Annotated in this window: 17 protein-coding genes and 1 pseudogene; 2 read left to right on the plus strand and 16 right to left on the minus strand. The window is 60.9% G+C overall.

The genetic code is table 11. The features are described 5' to 3' along the window. Positions 1-19: 19 nt before the first annotated feature. The 11 genes from nuoL to BM132_RS10555 all read right to left on the minus strand — a co-directional run bounded on the left by nuoL (position 20) and on the right by BM132_RS10555 (position 11,924). Entirely contained in the window at positions 20-1,873 is a 1,854-nt protein-coding gene (gene nuoL, locus BM132_RS10505; protein WP_092399211.1) for an NADH-quinone oxidoreductase subunit L, read from the minus strand. After that, positions 1,870-2,178: an NADH-quinone oxidoreductase subunit NuoK gene (gene nuoK / locus BM132_RS10510; protein WP_044463936.1), complete on the minus strand. Its 309-nt coding sequence runs from the start codon at positions 2,176-2,178 to the stop codon at positions 1,870-1,872. The genes nuoL and nuoK overlap by 4 nt, the downstream gene beginning before the upstream one ends. A 4-nt stretch (positions 2,179-2,182) precedes the next feature. Then, a complete protein-coding gene (gene nuoJ / locus BM132_RS10515; RefSeq protein WP_047227739.1) occupies positions 2,183-2,683 on the minus strand; it encodes an NADH-quinone oxidoreductase subunit J in 501 nt (166 codons plus the stop codon). A 9-nt stretch (positions 2,684-2,692) separates the two neighbouring features. After that, positions 2,693-3,241, minus strand: coding sequence for an NADH-quinone oxidoreductase subunit NuoI (gene nuoI, locus BM132_RS10520; RefSeq protein WP_047227738.1), 549 nt, complete (start codon positions 3,239-3,241; stop codon positions 2,693-2,695). Between the two features lie 11 nt (positions 3,242-3,252). Continuing rightward, entirely contained in the window at positions 3,253-4,260 is a 1,008-nt protein-coding gene (gene nuoH, locus BM132_RS10525; RefSeq protein ID WP_047227737.1) for an NADH-quinone oxidoreductase subunit NuoH, read from the minus strand. Next, complete coding sequence (gene nuoG / locus BM132_RS10530) at positions 4,257-6,971, minus strand: NADH-quinone oxidoreductase subunit NuoG (RefSeq protein WP_092399209.1); 2,715 nt, start codon at positions 6,969-6,971, stop codon at positions 4,257-4,259. The genes nuoH and nuoG overlap by 4 nt, the downstream gene beginning before the upstream one ends. Positions 6,972-7,113: 142 nt before the next feature. After that, positions 7,114-8,472: an NADH-quinone oxidoreductase subunit NuoF gene (gene nuoF / locus BM132_RS10535; protein ID WP_092399207.1), complete on the minus strand. Its 1,359-nt coding sequence runs from the start codon at positions 8,470-8,472 to the stop codon at positions 7,114-7,116. Further along, positions 8,469-8,966 (minus strand): NADH-quinone oxidoreductase subunit NuoE, encoded by a 498-nt coding sequence (gene nuoE, locus BM132_RS10540; protein WP_003203372.1) that lies wholly within the window; start codon positions 8,964-8,966, stop codon positions 8,469-8,471. Before nuoE ends, nuoF begins: the two co-directional genes overlap by 4 nt. A gap of 2 nt (positions 8,967-8,968) precedes the next feature. Beyond that, positions 8,969-10,753: an NADH-quinone oxidoreductase subunit C/D gene (nuoC, locus tag BM132_RS10545; RefSeq protein ID WP_092399205.1), complete on the minus strand. Its 1,785-nt coding sequence runs from the start codon at positions 10,751-10,753 to the stop codon at positions 8,969-8,971. A 72-nt stretch (positions 10,754-10,825) separates the two neighbouring features. After that, on the minus strand, positions 10,826-11,500 hold the full coding sequence (locus BM132_RS10550) for a NuoB/complex I 20 kDa subunit family protein (protein ID WP_024779314.1): 675 nt from the start codon (positions 11,498-11,500) through the stop codon (positions 10,826-10,828). A 10-nt stretch (positions 11,501-11,510) separates the two neighbouring features. Next, positions 11,511-11,924, minus strand: a complete 414-nt coding sequence (locus BM132_RS10555) for an NADH-quinone oxidoreductase subunit A (RefSeq protein WP_011062185.1) — start codon at positions 11,922-11,924, stop codon at positions 11,511-11,513. Positions 11,925-12,932: 1,008 nt separating this feature from the next. Here BM132_RS10555 and BM132_RS28935 point away from each other — a divergent pair. Both BM132_RS28935 and BM132_RS28940 read left to right on the plus strand, forming a co-directional pair. Continuing rightward, positions 12,933-13,817: pseudogene (locus BM132_RS28935) on the plus strand (methyl-accepting chemotaxis protein); the annotation flags it as partial. 198 nt (positions 13,818-14,015) lie between these two features. Next, positions 14,016-14,720 carry a methyl-accepting chemotaxis protein gene (locus BM132_RS28940; protein WP_371264121.1) on the plus strand — a complete coding sequence of 235 codons (705 nt, stop codon included), beginning with the start codon at positions 14,016-14,018 and terminating at the stop codon, positions 14,718-14,720. Between the two features lie 120 nt (positions 14,721-14,840). On the opposite strand, the gene aceA is transcribed toward BM132_RS28940, so the two are convergent. From aceA to purB, 5 genes are all read right to left on the minus strand, one after another. Further along, positions 14,841-16,166: an isocitrate lyase gene (gene aceA, locus BM132_RS10565; RefSeq protein WP_014337679.1), complete on the minus strand. Its 1,326-nt coding sequence runs from the start codon at positions 16,164-16,166 to the stop codon at positions 14,841-14,843. 457 nt (positions 16,167-16,623) lie between these two features. Continuing rightward, positions 16,624-17,385, minus strand: coding sequence for a secretin N-terminal domain-containing protein (locus tag BM132_RS10570; RefSeq protein WP_092455123.1), 762 nt, complete (start codon positions 17,383-17,385; stop codon positions 16,624-16,626). Between the two features lie 305 nt (positions 17,386-17,690). Next, the gene (locus tag BM132_RS10575) at positions 17,691-18,116 is read right to left on the minus strand and encodes a GNAT family N-acetyltransferase (protein WP_072339633.1); all 426 of its coding nucleotides are present in this window, start codon (positions 18,114-18,116) and stop codon (positions 17,691-17,693) included. Then, entirely contained in the window at positions 18,109-19,275 is a 1,167-nt protein-coding gene (locus BM132_RS10580) for a ribosomal protein uL16 3-hydroxylase (RefSeq protein ID WP_047227729.1), read from the minus strand. The genes BM132_RS10575 and BM132_RS10580 overlap by 8 nt, the downstream gene beginning before the upstream one ends. A gap of 83 nt (positions 19,276-19,358) precedes the next feature. Next, complete coding sequence (gene purB / locus BM132_RS10585; protein ID WP_092455125.1) at positions 19,359-20,729, minus strand: adenylosuccinate lyase; 1,371 nt, start codon at positions 20,727-20,729, stop codon at positions 19,359-19,361. Between the last annotated feature and the right edge of the window lie 201 nt (positions 20,730-20,930).

Consider the following 20,930-nt stretch of genomic DNA (forward strand, 5'->3'; position numbering starts at 1 on the left):
CAAGTTCGCAAGGTTCATATCAGACCGCTACCAGCACGATGGCGCCGATAACCAGCACGGCGCCAGCCGCCATGGAAGCCGCATACCAACGCAGTTGACCGGTCTCGGTACGGCTCAGGGCAGTGTGGCCGCCCTTGGCCATACGCGGGATCAGGCCAATGGTCTGGTCGAGCGGGTCTTTGCGCAGAATGTGGCTGATCGCAAGGTATGGCTTGACGAACAGTTTGTCGTAGATCCAGTCGAAGCCCCAGGCAGCGAACCACCAGGCCGAAAGGAACCGCCCGATGCCGCTGTTGGCGATCGCCGTGACGAAGCGACGTTTGCCCAGGAACAGCAGGGCGGCCAGCAGGATACCGGCCAGGGCGATGGCGCCCGAAGCGATTTCCAGGCTGTGCTTGGCGTCGCCGCCGGCATGGCCGACGCTTTGCGGCAGTACATCGGCCAGCGGTGGCGTGATCATGGCGCCGACGAAGGTCGACAGCACGATCAGCACCGACAGTGGCAGCCAGTGGGCAATGCCGTGGCCGGCGTGGGCTTCGGTCTTGGCTTCACCGTGGAACGCGATGAAGATCAGGCGGAAGGTGTACAGCGAGGTCATGAATGCACCCACCAGGCCTGCGTAGAGCAGACCCTGGTTACCGCTGGCGAACGCTTCCCAGAGGATCTCGTCCTTGGAGTAGAAACCGGCGGTGACCAGTGGCAGGGCCGCCAGGGCCGCGCCGCCGACGATGAAGCTGGCGTAGGCCAGCGGCAGTTTCTTCCACAGGCCGCCCATCTTGAAGATGTTCTGCTCGTGGTGGCAGGCAACGATCACCGCACCGGAAGCAAGGAACAGCAGCGCCTTGAAGAAGGCGTGGGTCATCAGGTGGAAGATCGCGCCTTCCCAGGCGCCGACGCCCAGGGCCAGGAACATGTAGCCGATCTGGCTCATGGTGGAGTAGGCGAGGATCCGCTTGATGTCGGTCTGGACCAGGGCGGCGAAACCGGCCAGCACCAGGGTCACACCGCCGACGATGCCCACCAGGTGCAGGATATCCGGCGCCAGCGCGAACAACCCGTGGGTACGGGCGATCAGGTAGACACCGGCGGTCACCATGGTTGCGGCGTGGATCAGTGCCGACACCGGGGTAGGGCCGGCCATCGCATCCGCCAGCCAGGTTTGCAGCGGCAGTTGCGCGGATTTACCGACAGCGCCGCCCAGCAGCATCAGGGTCGCCAGGACCATCCAGAAGTCGCCAGCCTGGAACTTCTGCGGCGCCAGGACCAGCAGTTCCTGGATGTTCAGCGTGCCCAGTTGTTGGAACAGGATGAACAGGCCGATGGCCATGAACACGTCGCCGATCCGGGTCACGATGAACGCCTTGAGCGCCGCGTTACCGTTGTTGCGGTTGCTGTAGTAGAAACCGATCAACAGGTACGAGCACAGGCCCACACCTTCCCAGCCGAAGTACAGGAACAACAGGTTATCGCCGAGCACCAGGAACAGCATGCTGGCGATGAACAGGTTGGTGTAGGCGAAGAAGCGCGAGTAACCGGCTTCACCGCGCATGTACCAGGAGGCGAACAGGTGGATCAGGAAACCCACGCCGACTACCACGCCCAGCATGGTCACCGACAGGCCATCCAGGTACAGGGCGAAGTTCGGCGTGAAGCCTTCCACCGCCATCCACTGCCACAGCACCTGCACGTACGCGCCACCTTCCGGCGGGGCGACGTTGAACTGCCAGATCACGTAGGCCGTGACGATGGCAGACAGGCCGATGGACCCCACGCCAACCAGCGCCGAAAGGTTTTCCGACCAGCGTCCACGAGAGAACGACAGCAGCAGGAAACCGATGAGGGGAAATACGAAAGTCAGAAAGAGTAGGTTCATCCGCGCATCTCGCTGGCAGCGTCGATATCGAGAGTGTGGAAGCGGCGATACAGCTGCAACAGAATCGCCAGGCCGATACTGGCCTCGGCGGCTGCCAGGCTGATCACCAGGATGAACATGACTTGTCCATCCGGCTGCGCCCAGCGAGCGCCCGCGACGATGAAGGCCAGGGCGGAGGCATTCATCATGACCTCCAGGCTCATCAGCACGAACAGAATGTTACGGCGGACCATCAGGCCGACCAGACCGAGGCAGAACAGGATGCCGGCAACCGCCAGACCATGCTCGAGAGGGATAGCAGGCATGTGATTACTCCTTCGCCTCGTTACGGCCCAAATGGAACGCCGTGACGGCTGCGGCAAGCAGCAGCATCGAGGCGAGTTCGACCACCAGCAGATACGGGCCGAACAGGCTGATGCCCACGGCCTTGGCGTCTACGGTGGTGTGGCCGATGGCCTGGCCGCTCTGATGAGCGAACAGCACATACAGCAGTTCACCCAGCAGCAGCGCGGCGAGAATCACCGGCCCGGCCCAGATGCCCGGCTTGAGCCAGGAGCGTTCTTGCTGCACCGAGGCCGGGCCCAGGTTCAGCATCATCACCACGAACACGAACAGCACCATGATGGCGCCGGCGTAGGCGATCACTTCCAGCGCACCGGCAAACGGCGCACCGAGGCTGAAGAAGGTCATGGCCACGGCGATCAGCGAGATGATCAGGTAGAGCAGGGCGTGCACGGGGTTGGTGTTGGTGACCACTCGAAGCGTGGAGACCACCGCGATACCCGATGCGAAATAGAAAGCGAATTCCATCTTTCTTCCTTAAGGCAGCAAGCTCTTCACGTTGATCGGTTCGGCTTCATTTTGCGCGGCGCCTTTTGGCTTACCGGCAATGGCCATACCTGCAACACGATAGAAGTTGTAATCAGGGTTTTTACCGGGACCGGAAATCAGCAGATCTTCTTTCTCGTACACCAGGTCCTGACGTTTGAACTCGGCCATTTCGAAATCCGGTGTGAGCTGGATCGCGGTGGTCGGGCACGCTTCCTCGCAGAGGCCGCAGAAAATGCAGCGCGAGAAGTTGATACGGAAGAAGTCCGGGTACCAGCGACCGTCTTCGGTTTCGGCTTTCTGCAACGAGATGCAGCCCACCGGGCACGCTACGGCGCACAGGTTGCAGGCTACGCAGCGTTCTTCGCCGTCGGGGTCGCGGGTCAGGACGATGCGGCCGCGATAACGCGGCGGCAGGTAGACCGCTTCTTCCGGGTATTGCAGGGTGTCGCGCTTGCGAAAGCCATGGCCGAAGATCATGACCAGGCTTCGCAGTTGGGTACCGGTACCCTTAACGATGTCGCCAATATATTTGAACATGGGTCAAATCCTCACTGAACCGCGGCCGCAGGCGTGTTCATCAACACGATCGCAGCGGTCACCAGCAAATTGATCAGGGTCAGCGGCAGGCAGAATTTCCAGCTGAAGTCCATCACCTGGTCGTAGCGCGGGCGCGGGATCGAGGCGCGCAGCAGGACGAACAGCATGATGAAAAACGCGGTCTTCAGGGCGAACCAGACGAAGGACAGTTGCGGCAGGATGCCGAACGGACCGTGCCAGCCACCGAAGAACAACGTCACCAGCAGCGCCGAGATCAGGATGATGCCGATGTATTCACCGACGAAAAACATGCCCCATTTCATGCCGGCATATTCGATGTGATAACCGTCGGCCAATTCCTGTTCCGCTTCCGGTTGGTCGAAGGGGTGACGGTGAGTCACGGCCACGCCGGCCACGAAGAAGGTACAGAAACCGAAGAACTGCGGAATGATGAACCACAGGTTCTGGGCCTGGTACTCGACGATGTCGCGCATGTTGAACGAGCCGGCCTGGACCACCACGCCCATGAGCGCCAGGCCCATGAACACTTCGTAGGACACGGTCTGGGCCGAGGCCCGCAGGCTGCCCAGCAGGGCGAACTTGTTGTTGCTCGACCAGCCGGCGAACAGCACCGCATACACCGACAGACCCGCCATGGCGAAGAAGAACAGCAGGCCGATGTTCAGGTCCGCCACGCCCCAGGTCGGGGTGATCGGGATGATCGCGAAGGCGATCAGCAAGGCGCTCATGGCCACGACCGGTGCCAGGGTGAAGATCACCTTGTCGGCAAACGGCGGCGTCCAGTCTTCCTTGAAGAACATCTTGATCATGTCGGCGGCGATCTGGAACATGCCGAACGGGCCGACGCGGTTCGGACCGTAACGGTCCTGCCACCAGCCCAGCAGGCGACGTTCGACGAAACTCAGCAGCGCACCGCAGACCACCACGGCCAGCAGGATCACGATGGCCTTGAGAACCGTCAGGATCACGTCGATCACTTCAGGGGTAAACCAGCTCATTGCGCTGCCTCCTGCAGACCGTCGACGGTTTTGCCGAATATCGCCGGTGGAATACCCGCCAGGCCGGCCGGCAGGGCCACCAGGCCGGCGCCCAGTTCTTCATTGATGCGCAGCGGCAGACGCAAGGTCTGGCCCGCGACGTTCAGGCTCAGCAGGGCACCGTCGTTGACGCCCAGGCGATCGGCTTCGGACTTGGCCAGCGACACGTAGGCGGTCGGGATGCGTTCCTGGACCGGAGCGGCTTTGGAAGAATTCTCTTCACTGCCGAACAGGTGATGGAACGGTACGACCTGCCAGGTGCCCGGTGCCGGGTTGAAGGCGCGCGGCACGCTGGCGAACCAGCTCAGGCCATCGCCCTGGCTTTCGATCAGGCGAGTGCCCGGGTCACCGGCACGCAGGTGACCGCCGACTTCGTCCTGGAACTTGTTCCAGGCTTGCGGCGAGTTCCAGCCCGGCGACCAGGCGAACGGCACTTGCGAGCGCGGTTCGGCGGAGCCCGAGTAACCTTCCATGGAGAACGAGAACGCAGTGTCGTTGTCCTGGGAGGTCCGTGGTTCGTGGACGCTGATGTCGGCGCGCATCGCGGTGCGACCGGAGTAGCGCAGCGGTTCGCGGGCCAGCTTCAGGCCCTTGATGCGGAATGCGGCCGATGGCGCGGCATCGACGATGCGAGCCAGTTGCGGGCTGCTCGAAGCGACGGCGGCGGTGGCATGGTCCAGTTGCGTCCAGTCGATCGGCTGGTTCAGCAGGGTGGCGCGCAGGGCATGCAGCCAGCGCCAGCCTTCATGGACCAGGATGCTGGCGTCCAGATAAGTCGGGTCGAACACCTGGAAGAAGCGCTGGGCGCGACCTTCCTGGCTGACCAGCGTACCGTCGCCTTCGGCGAAGCTTGCCGCCGGCAGCACCAGGTGGGCGCGGTCGGTGGTGGCGGTTTTCTGGTGGTCGGCAACGATCAGCACTTTCGCTGCACTCAGGGCAGCGTCTACCCGGGCTTTGTCAGTGCGGGTGTACAGGTCGTTTTCCAGCACCACGATGGCGTCGGCGCTGCCGTCGATCACCGCTTGCAGCGCTGCGTCCAGCGATTCGCCGCCGAGCATGGCCAGGCCGAGGCTGTTGGCTTCCGGCACGATCAGGCTGATGGAACCGTTCTTCTCGCGCAGCTTCAGTGCCTTGGCGATGTTGGCGGCGGCTTCGATCAGCGCCTTGGAACCCAACGAGGTGCCGGCAATGATCAATGGGCGTTTGGCCGCCAGCAGGGCGTCGGCGATACGCTGGGCGAGGGCGGCTGCTTCGCTGTCCAGGCCTTCGACGGCCGGGGCGCTGGCGTCCAGGGCGTGGGCCACGGCAAAACCGATGCGCGCCAGGTCGTCGGGAGCTGCGTGGACACATTCTTCGGCGACGTCGTCGAGCTTGGTTTCCGCCAGGCTGGCAATGAACAGCGGGTTAAGCGCGTGCTGGCCGATGTTCTTCACGGCCGCGTCGAGCCATGGCTGCACGCGCATGGCGTCGGCCATGTCTTCGGCCTTGCCCTTGACCGACTGGCGCAGGGCCAGGGCCATGCGCGCGGCCGTCTGGGTCAGGTCTTCGCCAAGGACGAACACGGCGTCGTGGTCTTCGATGTCGCGCATCGTCGGCACGGGCAGCGGGCTGTCCTTGAGCACTTGCAGCACCAGGCGAATGCGTTCCAGCTCGCCTGCTTCGATGCCGCTGTAGAAGTGCTCGGCGCCGACCAGTTCACGCAGGGAGTAGTTGCTTTCCAGGCTGGCCCGTGGCGAACCGATGCCGACGATGTTGCGACCGCGCAGCAGGTCGGCGGCTTTATCCAGTGCTTCGTCCAGGCTCAGCTTGGCGCCGCCCGCCAGCAGTGGCTGACGCGGGCGATCGGTGCGGTTGACGTAGCCGTAGCCGAAGCGGCCACGGTCGCACAGGAAGTACTGGTTGACCGAACCGTTGAAGCGGTTTTCGATGCGACGCAGTTCGCCGTAGCGTTCGCCCGGGGAAATATTGCAACCGCTGGAGCAGCCATGGCAGATGCTTGGCGAGAACTGCATGTCCCACTTGCGGTTGTAGCGCTCGGAGTGAGTCTTGTCGGTGAACACACCGGTCGGGCAGACCTCGGTGAGGTTGCCGGAGAACTCGCTTTCCAGGGTGCCGTCTTCAACGCGACCGAAGTACACGTTGTCGTGGGCGCCGAACACGCCCAGGTCGGTGCCGCCGGCGTAGTCCTTGTAGAAACGCACGCAGCGGTAGCAGGCGATGCAGCGGTTCATCTCGTGGGAGATGAACGGGCCCAGTTGCTGGTTCTGGTGGGTGCGCTTGGTGAAGCGATAACGGCGCTCGTTGTGGCCGGTCATCACCGTCATGTCTTGCAGGTGGCAGTGACCGCCTTCCTCACAGACCGGGCAGTCGTGGGGGTGGTTGGTCATCAGCCATTCGACGACGCTGGCGCGAAACACTTTCGCTTCTTCGTCGTCGATGGAGATCCAGCTGCCGTCGGTGGCAGGGGTCATGCAGGACATGACGATCCGACCACGCTTGTCGTTTTCGTCGGTGTACTGCTTGACCGCGCATTGGCGACAGGCGCCTACGCTGCCAAGGGCGGGGTGCCAGCAGAAATAAGGGATGTCGAGGCCCAGGGACAGACATGCCTGTAACAGGTTGTCTGCGCCATCGACTTCGAGCTCTTTGCCGTCTACGTGGATAGTGGCCATGGTTCAAAGTTCTTCGTTGGCCCGGTGTCAGCGGGCGTGGCTAATGGAATCTTGTTATTCGTCCGAATCCAAACAGCCTTGGTGAAAAGGCGTCATCGAACGAAAGGCGAAGGGCACGGACCCTTCGCCTTTTTAAGCGTCGTTACGCGCCGACCATGGTCGGCGTGACCACCTGATTGAGATCACCGGCGCGCGTTGGCGCGATGCCGGCCTCGAATTCAGAGCGGAAGTATTTGATCGCGCTGCCCAACGGCTCCACGGCACCCGGTGCATGAGCACAGAAGGTCTTGCCCGGGCCGAGGAAACCCACCAGACCCAGCAGGGTCTCGATGTCGCCGGCCTGGCCTTCGCCGTTTTCAATGGCCCGCAGCAGCTTGACGCTCCAGGGCAGGCCATCGCGGCAAGGGGTGCAGAAACCGCACGACTCACGGGAGAAAAACTCTTCCATGTTGCGCAGCAGGGACACCATGTTGACGCTGTCGTCCACCGCCATGGCCAGGCCGGTGCCCATACGGGTACCCACCTTGGCGATGCCGCCGGCATACATTTGTGCGTCCAGGTGTTCGGGCAACAGGAAGCCGGTGCCGGCGCCGCCGGGCTGCCAGCACTTGAGCTTGTAACCGTCGCGCATGCCGCCGGCGTAGTCTTCGAACAGCTCGCGGCCGGTGACGCCGAATGGCAGTTCCCACAGGCCCGGGTTCTTGACCTTGCCGGAGAAGCCCATGAGCTTGGTGCCCATGTCTTCGCTGCCGTCGCGGGCCAGGGATTTGTACCAGTCCACGCCGTCGGCAATGATCGCCGGCACGTTGCACAGGGTCTCGACGTTGTTCACGCAGGTCGGCTTGCCCCACACGCCGACGGCGGCAGGGAAGGGCGGCTTGGAGCGCGGGTTGGCGCGGCGGCCTTCCAGGGAGTTGATCAGCGCGGTTTCTTCCCCGCAGATGTAACGCCCGGCGCCGGTGTGGACGAACAGCTCGAAATCAAAGCCCGAGCCCAGGATGTTCTTGCCCAAGAGGCCTGCGGCCTTAGCTTCTTCCACGGCACGGTTCAGGTGCTTGGCGGCGGTGGTGTATTCGCCGCGCAGGAAGATGTAGCCACGGTAGGTTTTCAACGCACGGGCACTGATCAGCATGCCTTCGATCAGCAGATGGGGCAGTTGCTCCATCAGCATGCGGTCTTTCCAGGTGTTGGGCTCCATTTCATCCGCGTTGCACAGCAGGTAGCGGATGTTGATGGACTCGTCCTTGGGCATCAGGCCCCACTTCACGCCAGTGGGGAAGCCCGCACCGCCGCGACCCTTGAGGCCGGAGTCTTTGACGGTCTGGACGATGTCGTCCTGGGCCATGTCGCTGAATGCCTTGCGCGCGGCGGCGTAGCCATTCTTGGCCTGGTATTCGTCCAGCCATACCGCTTCGCCGTCGTCACGCAGACGCCAGGTCAGGGGATGGGTTTCGGCCGAACGCTGGATGCGGTTGGCGGGCCCGAAGGAAGTCAGGGTCATACGTAGCCCTCCAGCAGTTTGGCGACGCCGTCAGGCTGGACGTCACCGAAGGTGTCGTCGTCGATCATCAGCGCCGGAGCCTTGTCGCAGTTGCCCAGGCAGCACACCGGCAACAGCGTGAAACGACCGTCGGCGGTGGTCTGGCCCAGGCCGATGCCCAGCTTGTTCTGGATCTCGCCGACCACGGACTCGTGGCCGCCGATGTAGCAGACCATGCTGTCGCAGACGCGAATGATGTGGCGGCCCACTGGCTGGCGGAAGATCTGGCTGTAGAAGGTGGCGACACCTTCGACGTCGCTGGCCGGGATGCCGAGGATCTCGCCGATGGCGTAGAGCGCGCCATCAGGCACCCAGCCACGTTCCTTCTGGACGATCTTCAAGGCTTCGATCGACGCCGCGCGCGGGTCTTCGTAGTGATGCAGCTCGTGCTCGATGGCCGAGCGCTCGGTTTCGCTGAGGGCGAAACGGTCTGTCTGGATAAGCGTGCTATTCATGCTTAGCGGTCCACGTCGGCCATAACGAAATCGATACTACCCAGGTACGCAATCATATCCGCGACCATGCTGCCTTTGATCACCGAAGGGATCTGTTGCAGGTGTGGGAAGCTTGGGGTGCGAATCCGGGTGCGGTAGCTCATGGTGCCGCCATCGCTCGTCAGGTAATAACTGTTGATGCCCTTGGTCGCTTCGATCATCTGGAAGGATTCGTTGGCCGGCATGACCGGGCCCCACGAAACCTGCAGGAAGTGCGTGATCAGGGTCTCGATGTGTTGCAGCGTGCGCTCTTTGGGCGGCGGCGTGGTCAGCGGGTGATCCGCCTTGTACGGGCCTTCCGGCATGTTGCGCATGCACTGGTCGATGATCTTGATGCTCTGGCGCATCTCCTCGACGCGAACCATGCAGCGGTCATAGGCATCACCATTGGCTGCCAGCGGTACTTCGAATTCGAAGTTTTCGTAGCCGGAGTACGGGCGCGCCTTGCGCAGGTCGAAGTCGCAACCGGTGGAACGCAGGCCCGCACCGGTGACACCCCATTCCAGGGCCTCTTTGGTGTTGTACGCGGCGACCCCGATGGTGCGGCCCTTGAGGATGCTGTTCTGCAAGGCGGCCTTGGTGTATTCGTCCAGGCGCTTGGGCATCCATTCGACGAAATCCTTGACCAGCTTTTCCCAACCCCGCGGCAGGTCGTGGGCAACGCCACCGATGCGGTACCAGGCCGGGTGCAGGCGGAAACCGGTGATGGCTTCGATCACCGTGTAGGCCTTCTGGCGGTCGGTGAAGGTGAAGAACACCGGGGTCATGGCGCCCACGTCCTGGATGTAGGTGCCCAGGAACAGCAGGTGGCTGGTGATCCGGAAGAACTCGGCCATCATGATGCGGATGACGTCGACCTTTTCCGGCACCTTGATCCCGGCCAGTTTTTCGACCGAAAGCACGTACGGCAGGTTGTTCATCACGCCGCCGAGGTAATCGATGCGGTCGGTGTAGGGAATGTAGCTGTGCCAGGACTGGCGCTCGCCCATCTTCTCGGCGCCACGGTGGTGGTAACCGATGTCCGGGACGCAGTCGACGATTTCTTCGCCGTCCAGCTGCAGGATGATGCGGAATGCACCGTGGGCCGAAGGGTGGTTCGGGCCCAGGTTGAGGAACATGTAGTCCTCGTTCGCCCCGGAGCGTTTCATGCCCCAGTCTTCCGGCTTGAAGCGCGCGGCTTCTTCCTCGAGCTGTTGCTTGGCCAGGGACAGGCTGAACGGATCGAACTCGGTGGCGCGGGCCGGGAAGTCCTTGCGCAGCGGGTGACCTTCCCAGGTTGGCGGCATCATGATGCGCGTCAGGTGCGGGTGGCCGGGGAAATCGATCCCGAACATGTCCCACACTTCACGTTCGTACCAGTTGGCGTTCGGCCAGATACCGGTCACGGTCGGCACGCTGAGGTCGCTCTCGGACAAGGCGACCTTGATCATCACGTCACTATTACGCTCGATCGACATCAGGTGATAGAACACGGTGAAATCGACGCCGTCGGGCAGCCCTTGACGCTTGGTGCGCAGACGCTCGTCCACGCCATGCAGGTCATAGAGCATGACGTACGGCTTGGGCAGGTTACGCAGGAACGTCAGGACTTCGACGAGTTTGGCGCGGGCAACCCAAAGCACCGGCATGCCGGTGCGGGTCGGCTGGGCGGTGAACGCCTCGGGGCCAAAACGGTTGTTCAGTTCGACGACCACATCCTGGTCGTCTGCCTTGTAAGGCGGGATGTACAGAGCACTGCCTGTAGTCATGGTTATTTATCGCTTTCGGTCAACGTAAAGAATGAAGCCAGGTTCTCGTTTCTTATGCAGAGCAGAGCTGGATCAGACTTCGTCGGGGCTGCGCAGGTTGGTGACTGCGATACGCTGTTCGCGGCGCTGTTCCTTTTGCGATGGCATCTCGGCGCGATAGACGCCTTGATCACCAACGACCCAGGACAGTGGGCGACGCTCCTGGCCAATCGACTCCTGCAACAGCATCAAGCCTTGCAGGAACGCTTCAGGGCGAGGCGGGCAGCCAGGCACGTAGACGTCCACGGGCAGGAACTTGTCCACCCCTTGAACGACGGAATAGATGTCGTACATGCCACCGGAGTTGGCGCACGAACCCATGGAGATAACCCACTTCGGTTCGAGCATTTGCTCGTAGAGACGCTGGATGATCGGCGCCATCTTGATGAAGCAGGTCCCGGCAATAACCATGAAATCCGCCTGGCGCGGCGATGCCCGGATCACCTCGGCGCCAAAGCGCGCGATGTCGTGGGGCGCCGTGAAGGCGGTGGTCATTTCCACGTAGCAGCACGAAAGGCCGAAGTTGTACGGCCACAGGGAGTTCTTGCGACCCCAGTTGACCGTGCTGTTCAGCACGTCTTCGAGCTTGCCCATGAAGATGTTTTTGTGGACTTGATCTTCTAACGGATCGGAAACGGTTTCCCGCTCGCCAATCGGATACTGCTCGTTAGGAGCATCGGGGTCGATCCTGGTGAGATTGTATTGCATTGCCAAAGCCTCATTGTTTCAGCTTCGCTTGCCGCTTACGACGACCTTCCGGAGCCCAATCAAGAGCCCCCACCCGCCAAAGGTAGACAAGACCTGCCAACAGAATTGCTATGAAAACGAGAGCTTCGACGAATCCGGTCCAGCCGCTTTCGCGGACGGACACAGACCATGCAAAGAGAAAGAGGGCTTCGATATCGAAGATCACGAAGAGCATCGCGACCAGATAGAATTTGGCTGAGAGCCGCAAGCGGGCGCCACCGGTAGGCAGCATGCCGGACTCGAACGGTTCATTTTTGCTGCGGCCCCAGGCTTTTGACCCGAGCAGGCTCGACACGCCGAGCATGAAGGCACACAGGCCGACAACGCCCAGAAGGAAAATGGCAAAGCCCCAGTTGTGGGCCATGAGTCCTGTCGCTTCGGGCATGCTGGAAATCCTTAACAGAGAGCAAAGGTCTCTGAGCTTGAAAAGAAATAACGCAGTGACGATATGTCGCAGCAATCAATCGCGGTGATTTTATGGCTAAACACCGGGCAAGTAAAATTCCTGTAGCGAAATTATTTATTGGAATAAGGACATAGCGCACCTCCAAGACCCTGCGGCCCCGGCGGGGCGGGGATTGGGCGGTTATTCATCAATTATATTTCGTGCGGAATGTAACAATGATAATGACTTCCAAATGATAATTATTATTATCTGAGTCAGCCTTTTCTACAGTGCACTTAGTATCGTGTCCGAGAGGCTGTCTTACATCGTCGCTACTGCAATTGTCAGCGTCGGACGTTTTACTCCTTTTCGGACTGCCCAATACTGCCTTCGATCAATTTTTCTACCCGTGCGCCGCAGTTTTTTTGAGGGCGGGCTTGGTGAAGGTTGGATCTGCCTAGGACTGCTCCTGTGGGAGCCAAGCTTGCTCGCGATGCCGGCAACGCTGTCCCGAGGCAGACTGCGCAATCGTTCATCGCGGGCAAGCCTGGCTCCCACAGATGCAGGCTTGCTCTTACAGAGTAGGTTGCTTCAAAAAAAACGGGTGAAAAAACCGGGGATGTTCGATCGATGTCGCTCAGTTGACCTCGCGTAGAACCTAGGGCCGGGGGGGCGCGCGTTCAATCGACACCGTTTTGCGAGCAAAAAAAATCGGCACGAGGGTGGGCCCAAGGTCTTGAAGAGATGATATCAAATGGCTATCTTTACGCTTCATTCATCTAATCATCTATATCAATACTGGTTAGATTTTCGCCCCCTTCTTAGATAGCCGTGTCAGTTTCCATCGTTCGCGGCTGATACCCAAGGAATGTCATGAACTCTCGGATCGCGAATATGAGCGTTATGCTCAAGCTGGCTTTGGGCTTTGCTGTTGTGCTGCTTCTGACCGCTATTCTCGCCGCGACCGGCTGGTTCAGCCTGGGAAAGATGATCGAGCGTACTGATCGAATGACCAGCATTACCGAGCTTGGCAACCGTCTTGATCACCTGCGCAGGGCTCGCTTGCAGTACCAGTTGGACCGAGGGGATGAACAAAAGGGTGCATTGATCCAGGCGTCGCTGGAGCAGTTTGTCGCCCAGCAGAAAAGCCTCGCAAAAGAGCTGAGAAAACCTGAAAACCTGAAGAAACTTGCCCTGATCGAGCAGGCCAGCACGCAGTATCAAGTGGCACTGAATACGATGCGTGAGGCGTATCGCAATGACGCAGCCATGCGCAAGGAGATGGGCGTCAATGCGGTCAAGGGCGCCGCGCTGATTGCCAAGGTCATCAATGACGTAGAAGCAATGCCTGCCTCGGATGAGCGCCGTTTTGACCTTTATAAGCTCATCCTCAAAGCTAAAGAGGATGTAGCGCTGGTGCGTTATGAAGTGCGTGGTTATACCGGCAACCCCAACAGCACCACAGAACAAGCCGCCACCCGCCAGCTCGAAAATGCGTTCAAGACCATCGAAGCGCTCAACAGCGCTTTCGGCCCGACCTATGCCGACACCTTCAAGCAACTGGAAACTGCGCTGATTGCTTACCGTCGTTCGGTGCAGAACTTCACGACCAGTAATCAGGCCATGGGCAAGGCTGTGCAGGACACCCTTGATTTGGGGGAAACCATCACCCGCCTGTCTGACGAAATGTATGCCAGCCAACTGGCCTCCCGTGACGAAGACAGCGCCCAGTCCCGTATCTTGCAGTTGAGCTGTACTGCATTGGCGATGCTGTTGGGAATTCTTGCTGCCATGCTCATCACTCGCCAGATTACGCGGCCGTTGCAGGACACATTGGCTGTGGTCGATCGCATTGCGGCAGGCGACCTCACGCAACACATGATCGTGACTCGTCGTGATGAGCTGGGTGTCTTGCAGCAAGGTATTCAGCGCATGGGCACCACCTTGCGCGACCTGATCGGTGGCATCCGCGATGGCGTCACCCAAATCGCCAGCGCCGCCGAAGAATTATCGGCCGTCACCGAGCAGACCAGCGCCGGGGTCAATAGTCAGAAGACCGAGACCGATCAGGTGGCGACCGCCATGCACGAAATGTCGGTTACCGTGCATGAGGTCGCGCGTAATGCCGAACAAGCTTGCGCAGCCGCATCAGAGGCCGATGCACAGGCCCGTATTGGCGACCAGGTTGTTGCGCAAGCCATCGTTCAGATCGAGCGCTTGGCCAGCGAAGTCGGGCGCTCAGTCGACGCCATGGATGAGTTGGAACAGGAAAGCGCGCGCATCGGCAAGATCATGGACGTGATCAGAGCGGTGGCTGAGCAGACCAACTTGTTGGCCCTCAACGCCGCCATTGAGGCCGCTCGCGCGGGTGACGCCGGGCGCGGTTTTGCCGTGGTCGCCGACGAAGTGCGTGGGCTGGCCCAGCGTACCCAGCATTCCACCGAAGAGATTGAGAGCCTGGTGGCGGGCTTGCAGGACGGCACGCGTCAGGTGTCGAGTATCATGCGAAACAGCCGCGAACTGACCGACAGCAGCGTGGAATTGGCCGGCAAGGCCGGCATCTCCCTGGGCAACATCACTCAGGCAGTTTCTGGTATCCAGGCCATGAACCAGCAGATTGCCGCCGCCGCGGTGCAACAAAGCTCAGTGGCGGAGGAAATCAGCCGCAGTGTTCTGAGCGTGCGCGATGTATCCGAACAGACCGCCTCAGCCAGCGAAGAAACCGCGGCCTCAAGCATCGAACTGGCGCGGCTGGGTAACCAGTTGCAGCAGTTGGTCAGCCACTTCAAAGTGTAAAAAACGTAAGAAAAACGCAGGCAAAAAAAAGCCCCGAACCAGTCGGGGCTGCAGAACGTCGGCTTTGCGGTTAGCTTTTATTCGGTCCGCAAGGGCCGTTGACTCAAGGCAAGCCGAGGATCAGTGAAACTGCTCTTCTTCGGTGGAGCCGGTCAGCGCGGTGACCGAGGAGGTGCCGCCCTGGATCACGGTGGTCATGTCGTCGAAGTAGCCGGTGCCCACTTCCTGCTGGTGAGCCACGAAGGTGTAGCCCTTGGCGGCGTCAGCGAACTCCTGCTCTTGCAGCTTCACGTAGGCGGTCATGTCGTTGCGGGCGTAGTCGTGCGCCAGGTTGAACATGCTGTGCCACATGTTGTGAATGCCGGCCAGGGTGATGAACTGGTGCTTGTAGCCCATGGCGGACAGTTCGCGCTGGAACTTGGCGATGGTCGCGTCGTCCAGGTTTTTCTTCCAGTTGAAGGAAGGCGAGCAGTTGTACGACAGCAGTTGGTCCGGGTATTCCTTCTTGATCGCTTCGGCGAAGCGACGCGCCTCGTCCAGGTCTGGTTTGGCGGTTTCGCACCAGATCAGGTCGGCGTACGGCGCGTAGGCCAGACCACGGGCGATCGCCTGGTCGAGACCGGCGCGCACCTTGTAGAAGCCTTCCTGGGTGCGGGTGCCGGTCACGAACGGCTGGTCGTACGGGTCGCAGTCGGAAGTCAGCAGGTCAGCGGCGTTGGCGTCGGTACGGGCCAGGATGATGGTCGGTACGCCGGCAACGTCGGCGGCCAGGCGGGCAGCGGTGAGCTTCTGCACGGCTTCCTGGGTCGGCACCAATACTTTGCCGCCCATGTGGCCGCATTTCTTCACCGAAGCCAGTTGGTCTTCGAAGTGAACGCCGGCGGCGCCTGCTTCGATCATGCTCTTCATCAGCTCATAGGCGTTCAGTACGCCGCCGAAACCGGCTTCAGCGTCGGCCACGATTGGCGCGAAGTAGTCGATGTAGCCTTCGTCGCCTGGGTTCTTGCCGGCTTTCCACTGGATCTGGTCGGCACGACGGAACGAGTTGTTGATGCGTTTGACCACGGTGGGAACCGAATCCACCGGGTACAGCGACTGGTCCGGGTACATCGACTCGGCGGAGTTGTTGTCCGCAGCCACTTGCCAGCCCGACAGGTAGATCGCCTGGATACCGGCCTTGACTTGCTGTACAGCCTGGCCGCCGGTCAGGGCGCCCATGCAGTTGACGAAATCTTTCTCGGGACGGAAGGCTGGCTTGGCGCCCTGGGTGACCAGGTTCCACAGTTTCTCGGCGCCCATTTTCGCAAAAGTGTGCTCAGGTTGAACCGAGCCACGCAGACGGACGACGTCAGCAGCGGAGTAATTGCGCTTCACGCCTTTCCAGCGCGGGTTTTCAGCCCAATCTTTTTCAAGGGCTGCAATTTGCTGTTCGCGTGTCAGTGCCATGGAGATAAACCTCGTCGCATAGGTCTGGGGTGGAAAATTCCTGCTCCTGCCGACCAGGGGTTGGACGGTCAAGTCGGTTCAGGCGGGGAGGCGACGGGATGAACGATGGGCTCGAGGGGAAAGTGAGCAGGTAGAGGCGAACTGCGGGCGCATTCGGGCGTCGTGGGCCTTTATACGAACTCAGAGTGATGCCGGGTTACCTAGTTACGCTTCCGTCCCTCGGGACAACTTCGTTCCAGTCGCAACCTCGTCAAACACACCTTGTGGGCGGTACAGACACGAATCGGCTCGCAGGGTAGTTGCAAGCGTCGACCCGAAGGCCCTTGCCAGGGCCCCTGATTAGCGGGAGCGAGGCCATCATGCCTTCGGTTTTTTGGCTCGTCAAACGTTTTGTAGTGCTTTTTTTGTGGCACTACATCTTTGGTCTAATACGACTCATCAGTCAGTTTTTGGTGCTTCAGTTCAGGGTATCCACCTTAACCCGCAGAATCATGTCGTCCCGGCCTTGGGTCGAGTAGCTGCGGCTCAGCCCCTGTTTATCGGCCTGGGTCTGGCGATTGACGCCGGCCAGGGTGATCCATTCACCCAAGCGACCGCTGACCGTTGTGTCGGTACTTTGAACGTTCACTACATCGGGACGCTCCTGGCTCATGCGGTCACGGTTGGTACTGATGTTCAGATGAACGGTCTCGCCGGTGACGCTGGCCGTGACATAAAAGCCCTGGGTGACGTTGCGGTATTCGGTCTGGCTTTGCAGGCGGCCGTAGGTGTCGGTTTGGCTGCTGGTGAACGGCACGCTCTGGCCAACCTGAATCAGCGCCGGCTGACCTTCGCTCGCTTGTACCTGCTGCACGCCGCCTTCGCGGCTGGCAGTGCTGCGGTTGATGATGCGGGTCTGGCTGGGCGCGGCGCCGTTGATCGAATAGCCCTGGTCGCCCTGCAAGTTGTTTTCGTTGGTGTCGACCGTGATCAGTAGGCGCTTGGGGGCGGTGTCCAGTTGGGCGAGAAATGCCTTGAGCTCCTCGATTTTCCCAGGCTCGGCATTGACGATCAGTTGGTTGCCATAGGCGCTGACCTGGCCGTCCTTGCCGATGAAATTCTGCGCCACCGGTAACAGGTCGGCGCTGGTCCGGTAATTCAGTGGGACGATTTCAGTGGCGGCCATCACCGACAGGCTGCAGCCGAGCAGCAGGGTGGCGAGCAAGGTGCGTAAGGACATGTCCATTTCTCCGCGAGACAAAGGCTTGATATTGCCAGTTTGTCGGCCCCGGATGGGGCAAGTTGAATGGTAGACGGCAAAACGCCCCGGCATCGGTGGATGGCGGGGCGTTTTGGGGTGTTGCATGATGCTCTTGTGGCGAGGGGATTTATCCCCGCTGGGGTCCACCCTGTAGGAGCTGACGAGTGCAACGAGGCTGCGATCTTTCCATTGCCAATTGAGTTTGAAGCAAAAGAGCAAAATCAAAAGATCGCAGGCTTCGCCAGCTCCTACACCTGGCGGGATCGAACTCCCGCGCCACGGTGTCAGGCCGAGTGCCGCACCATGTCCACATGAGGAATCCCGGCTTCCAGGAACTCCTCGCTGACCACGGCAAAACCCAGTCGCTCGTAGAACGGCGTGGCATGCACCTGGGCGCTGAGCATCTGTTGCTTGAGCCCGCGCTTCTCGGCTTCGGCGATCACGGCGTGCATCAGCGCGTCACCCACCTTCAGGCCGCGCCAGTCCTTGAGGACCGAGACGCGACCGATATGGCCGTCAGTCAACAGGCGAGCGGTGCCGATGGGGAAGTCGCCTTCAAACGCCAGGAAATGCACCGCGCTCTGGTCATCGGCGTCCCATTCCAGTTCAGGCGGGACGGATTGCTCGGCAATGAACACAGTCTCACGAATGCGCCGGATCTCGGCGTTATCCTTTTGCCAGTCTGCGACACGAACGTGAATTTTATTCATCAGCGAACCCCAGGCTGCCTTGCTTGACCAGTTCGCAGATCAGGCCGCGACCGTCTTCGTCCGCCAGCCACGGGCCGAGGTTTTCGCTGTGCAGGGCGTCGGCGGCGCAGATCATTTTCAACAGGTCGCGCAGCTTGCCCGGCAGATAACGGCTCTGGCCGCTGGCAAACAACAACAGGTCGTCATCGACTTCCGACCAGGCCAGGCGGGCGCTAGGGTTGCGGATGATCACGGCGCCCTGTTCCAGGCCGGCCAGCAGGTCGTCTTCTTCCAATTCCGGGCCTACCACCAGTTCCGGGTAGCGCGGCTCGGTCATGAACTGGCCGAACCAGGTCAGCAGCAGACGCTCGTCGCTCATGTGCTCGGCCAGCAGGCCCTTGAGGCGATCGAGGGCGTCGTGCTGGATCTGGTGCGGGTCGGCCACCGGGCGCGCATCGGCGTCGGTGTAGCGTTCTTCGTCCGGCAGGAACTGGCTGAGGAAGTCGGTGAAGTGGGTCAGCACTTCGGCGGCGCTCGGCGCCCGGAAGCCTACCGAGTAGGTCATGCAGTCATCCACGGCCACGCCGCAGTGGGCCAGGCGTGGCGGCAGGTAAAGCATGTCGCCCGGTTCCAGGGTCCACTCGTCGGTGGCCTCGAAGTCGGCGAGGATGCGCAGGTCGGCGTGTTGCAGCAGCGGGCTCTCAGAGTCGCACATTTGGCCGATTTTCCAGTTGCGCTGGCCATGGCCCTGCAGCAGGAATACATCGTAATTGTCGAAATGCGGGCCGACGCTGCCACCCGGGGCGGCGAAGCTGATCATCACATCGTCGATGCGCCAGCTTGGCAGGAAGCGGAAGTTTTCCAGCAGTTCACTGACTTCGGGTACGAACTGATCGACCGCCTGCACCAGCAGGGTCCACTCGCGCTCCGGCAGTTTGCTGAATTCGTCTTCGGCAAACGGGCCGCGACGCAATTCCCAGGGACGTTCGCCGTGCTCGATGACCAGGCGCGATTCGACTTCTTCTTCCAGGGCCAGGCCGGCCAGTTCGTCGGCATCGATCGGGCTTTGGAAGTCTGGAATCGCCTGGCGGATCAGCAGTGGTTTTTTCTGCCAGTAGTCGCGCAGGAACTCCCGTGCCGTGATGCCGCCCAAGAGTTGCAGAGGAATATCAGGATTCATTTGTAACCTATTGAAAAAATATACTTTTCAGACGCGAATAAAAACGCCCGGCGCGGCCGGGCGTCTCAGGGCAAAACGGTGGATCAGATGCGCTTGGCTTGTGCCGCTGCGTTGCCGATGTAGTTGGCCGGCGTGAGCTTTTTCAGCTCGGCGCGGGCCTCGGCAGGCATGTCCAGGCCATCAATGAAAGTCTGCAACGCTTCAGGGCTGATGCCCTTGCCACGGGTCAGTTCTTTGAGCTTTTCATACGGGTTTTCGATGTTGTAGCGACGCATCACGGTCTGGATCGGCTCGGCCAGGACTTCCCAGCAGGCGTCCAGGTCGGCAGCGATCTTCTGCTCGTTCAGTTCCAGCTTGCTGATGCCCTTGAGGCTGGCTTCATAGGCAATGACGCTGTGGGCAAAACCGACGCCCAGGTTGCGCAGTACGGTGGAGTCGGTCAGGTCGCGCTGCCAGCGGGAAATCGGCAGCTTGCTCGCCAGGTGCTGGAACAGCGCGTTGGCGATGCCCAGATTGCCTTCGGAGTTTTCGAAGTCGATCGGGTTGACCTTGTGCGGCATGGTTGAGGAACCGATTTCGCCGGCGATGGTGCGTTGCTTGAAGTAACCCAGGGAGATGTAGCCCCAGATATCACGGTCGAAGTCGATCAGGATGGTGTTGAAGCGCGCGATCGCGTCGAACAGCTCGGCGATGTAGTCGTGCGGCTCGATCTGGGTGGTGTACGGGTTGAAGCTCAGGCCCAGCTCGTCTTCGATGAAGGCGCGGGCGTTGGCTTCCCAGTCGATGTCCGGGTAGGCCGACAGGTGCGCGTTGTAGTTGCCCACGGCGCCGTTGATCTTGCCCAGCAGTGGCACAGCGGCGACTTGGGCGATCTGGCGCTCCAGACGGTACACCACGTTCGCCAGCTCTTTGCCCAGGGTGGTCGGCGAGGCCGGCTGACCGTGGGTGCGCGACAGCATCGGCACGTCGGCGAAGCGGATTGCCAGCTCGCGGATGGCCTGGGCGGTCTGGCGCATCAGCGGCAGCATCACTTCATCACGGCCTTCGCGCAGCATCAGGGCGTGGGACAGGTTGTTGATGTCCTCGCTGGTGCAGGCAAAGTGGATGAATTCGCTGACGTTGGCCAGCTCCGGCAGCTTGGCCGCCTGCTCCTTGAGCAGGTATTCGATGGCTTTGACGTCGTGGTTGGTGGTGCGCTCGATCTCTTTGACGCGCTCGGCGTGCTCCAGCACAAAGTTTTCAGCCAGGGCATTGAGCGCCGCGTTGGCTTGCGCGGAAAACGCCGGGACTTCGCCGATGGCAGGGTGAGCGGCAAGGCGCTGGAGCCAGCGCACTTCAACCAGGACGCGGGCACGGATCAGGCCGTACTCGCTGAAAATCGGGCGCAGGGCCTGGGTTTTGCCGGCGTAGCGGCCGTCAACAGGGGAAACCGCAGTGAGCGAAGAAAGCTGCATGGGGTGTTCTCGGACAGTCGGGCAACGAAATGGGGCGCGTATCATACATGAAAACAATCGCCGGTCCGTCGCCAACTGACCGGCGTATTACGCGTAATGGGACACTATTTATTACTTGTGGCGAGGGAGCTTGCTGCCGCTGGGCCGTAGGAGCTGTCGAGTGCAACGAGGCTGCGATCTCTCCAGGCGCTTGAATCCCAA

The sequence above is a fragment of the Pseudomonas sp. NFACC45 genome (genome assembly GCF_900113505.1).
Classification (GTDB): domain Bacteria; phylum Pseudomonadota; class Gammaproteobacteria; order Pseudomonadales; family Pseudomonadaceae; genus Aquipseudomonas; species Aquipseudomonas tehranensis.

Coding starts and splice junctions, on each gene's coding strand:
- BM132_RS10550 (WP_024779314.1), bottom strand. CDS start 11,500: ATGCAATACAATCTCACCAGGATCGACCCCGATGCTCCTAACGAGCAG.
- nuoG (WP_092399209.1), bottom strand. CDS start 6,971: ATGGCCACTATCCACGTAGACGGCAAAGAGCTCGAAGTCGATGGCGCA.
- BM132_RS10555 (WP_011062185.1), bottom strand. CDS start 11,924: ATGCCCGAAGCGACAGGACTCATGGCCCACAACTGGGGCTTTGCCATT.
- nuoK (WP_044463936.1), bottom strand. CDS start 2,178: ATGCCTGCTATCCCTCTCGAGCATGGTCTGGCGGTTGCCGGCATCCTG.
- nuoH (WP_047227737.1), bottom strand. CDS start 4,260: ATGAGCTGGTTTACCCCTGAAGTGATCGACGTGATCCTGACGGTTCTC.
- BM132_RS10575 (WP_072339633.1), bottom strand. CDS start 18,116: ATGAATAAAATTCACGTTCGTGTCGCAGACTGGCAAAAGGATAACGCC.
- nuoL (WP_092399211.1), bottom strand. CDS start 1,873: ATGAACCTACTCTTTCTGACTTTCGTATTTCCCCTCATCGGTTTCCTG.
- BM132_RS28940 (WP_371264121.1), top strand. CDS start 14,016: ATGTCGGTTACCGTGCATGAGGTCGCGCGTAATGCCGAACAAGCTTGC.
- nuoE (WP_003203372.1), bottom strand. CDS start 8,966: ATGAATAGCACGCTTATCCAGACAGACCGTTTCGCCCTCAGCGAAACC.
- nuoI (WP_047227738.1), bottom strand. CDS start 3,241: ATGTTCAAATATATTGGCGACATCGTTAAGGGTACCGGTACCCAACTG.
- nuoC (WP_092399205.1), bottom strand. CDS start 10,753: ATGACTACAGGCAGTGCTCTGTACATCCCGCCTTACAAGGCAGACGAC.
- nuoJ (WP_047227739.1), bottom strand. CDS start 2,683: ATGGAATTCGCTTTCTATTTCGCATCGGGTATCGCGGTGGTCTCCACG.
- nuoF (WP_092399207.1), bottom strand. CDS start 8,472: ATGACCCTGACTTCCTTCGGGCCCGCCAACCGCATCCAGCGTTCGGCC.
- BM132_RS10570 (WP_092455123.1), bottom strand. CDS start 17,385: ATGTCCTTACGCACCTTGCTCGCCACCCTGCTGCTCGGCTGCAGCCTG.
- BM132_RS10580 (WP_047227729.1), bottom strand. CDS start 19,275: ATGAATCCTGATATTCCTCTGCAACTCTTGGGCGGCATCACGGCACGG.
- purB (WP_092455125.1), bottom strand. CDS start 20,729: ATGCAGCTTTCTTCGCTCACTGCGGTTTCCCCTGTTGACGGCCGCTAC.
- aceA (WP_014337679.1), bottom strand. CDS start 16,166: ATGGCACTGACACGCGAACAGCAAATTGCAGCCCTTGAAAAAGATTGG.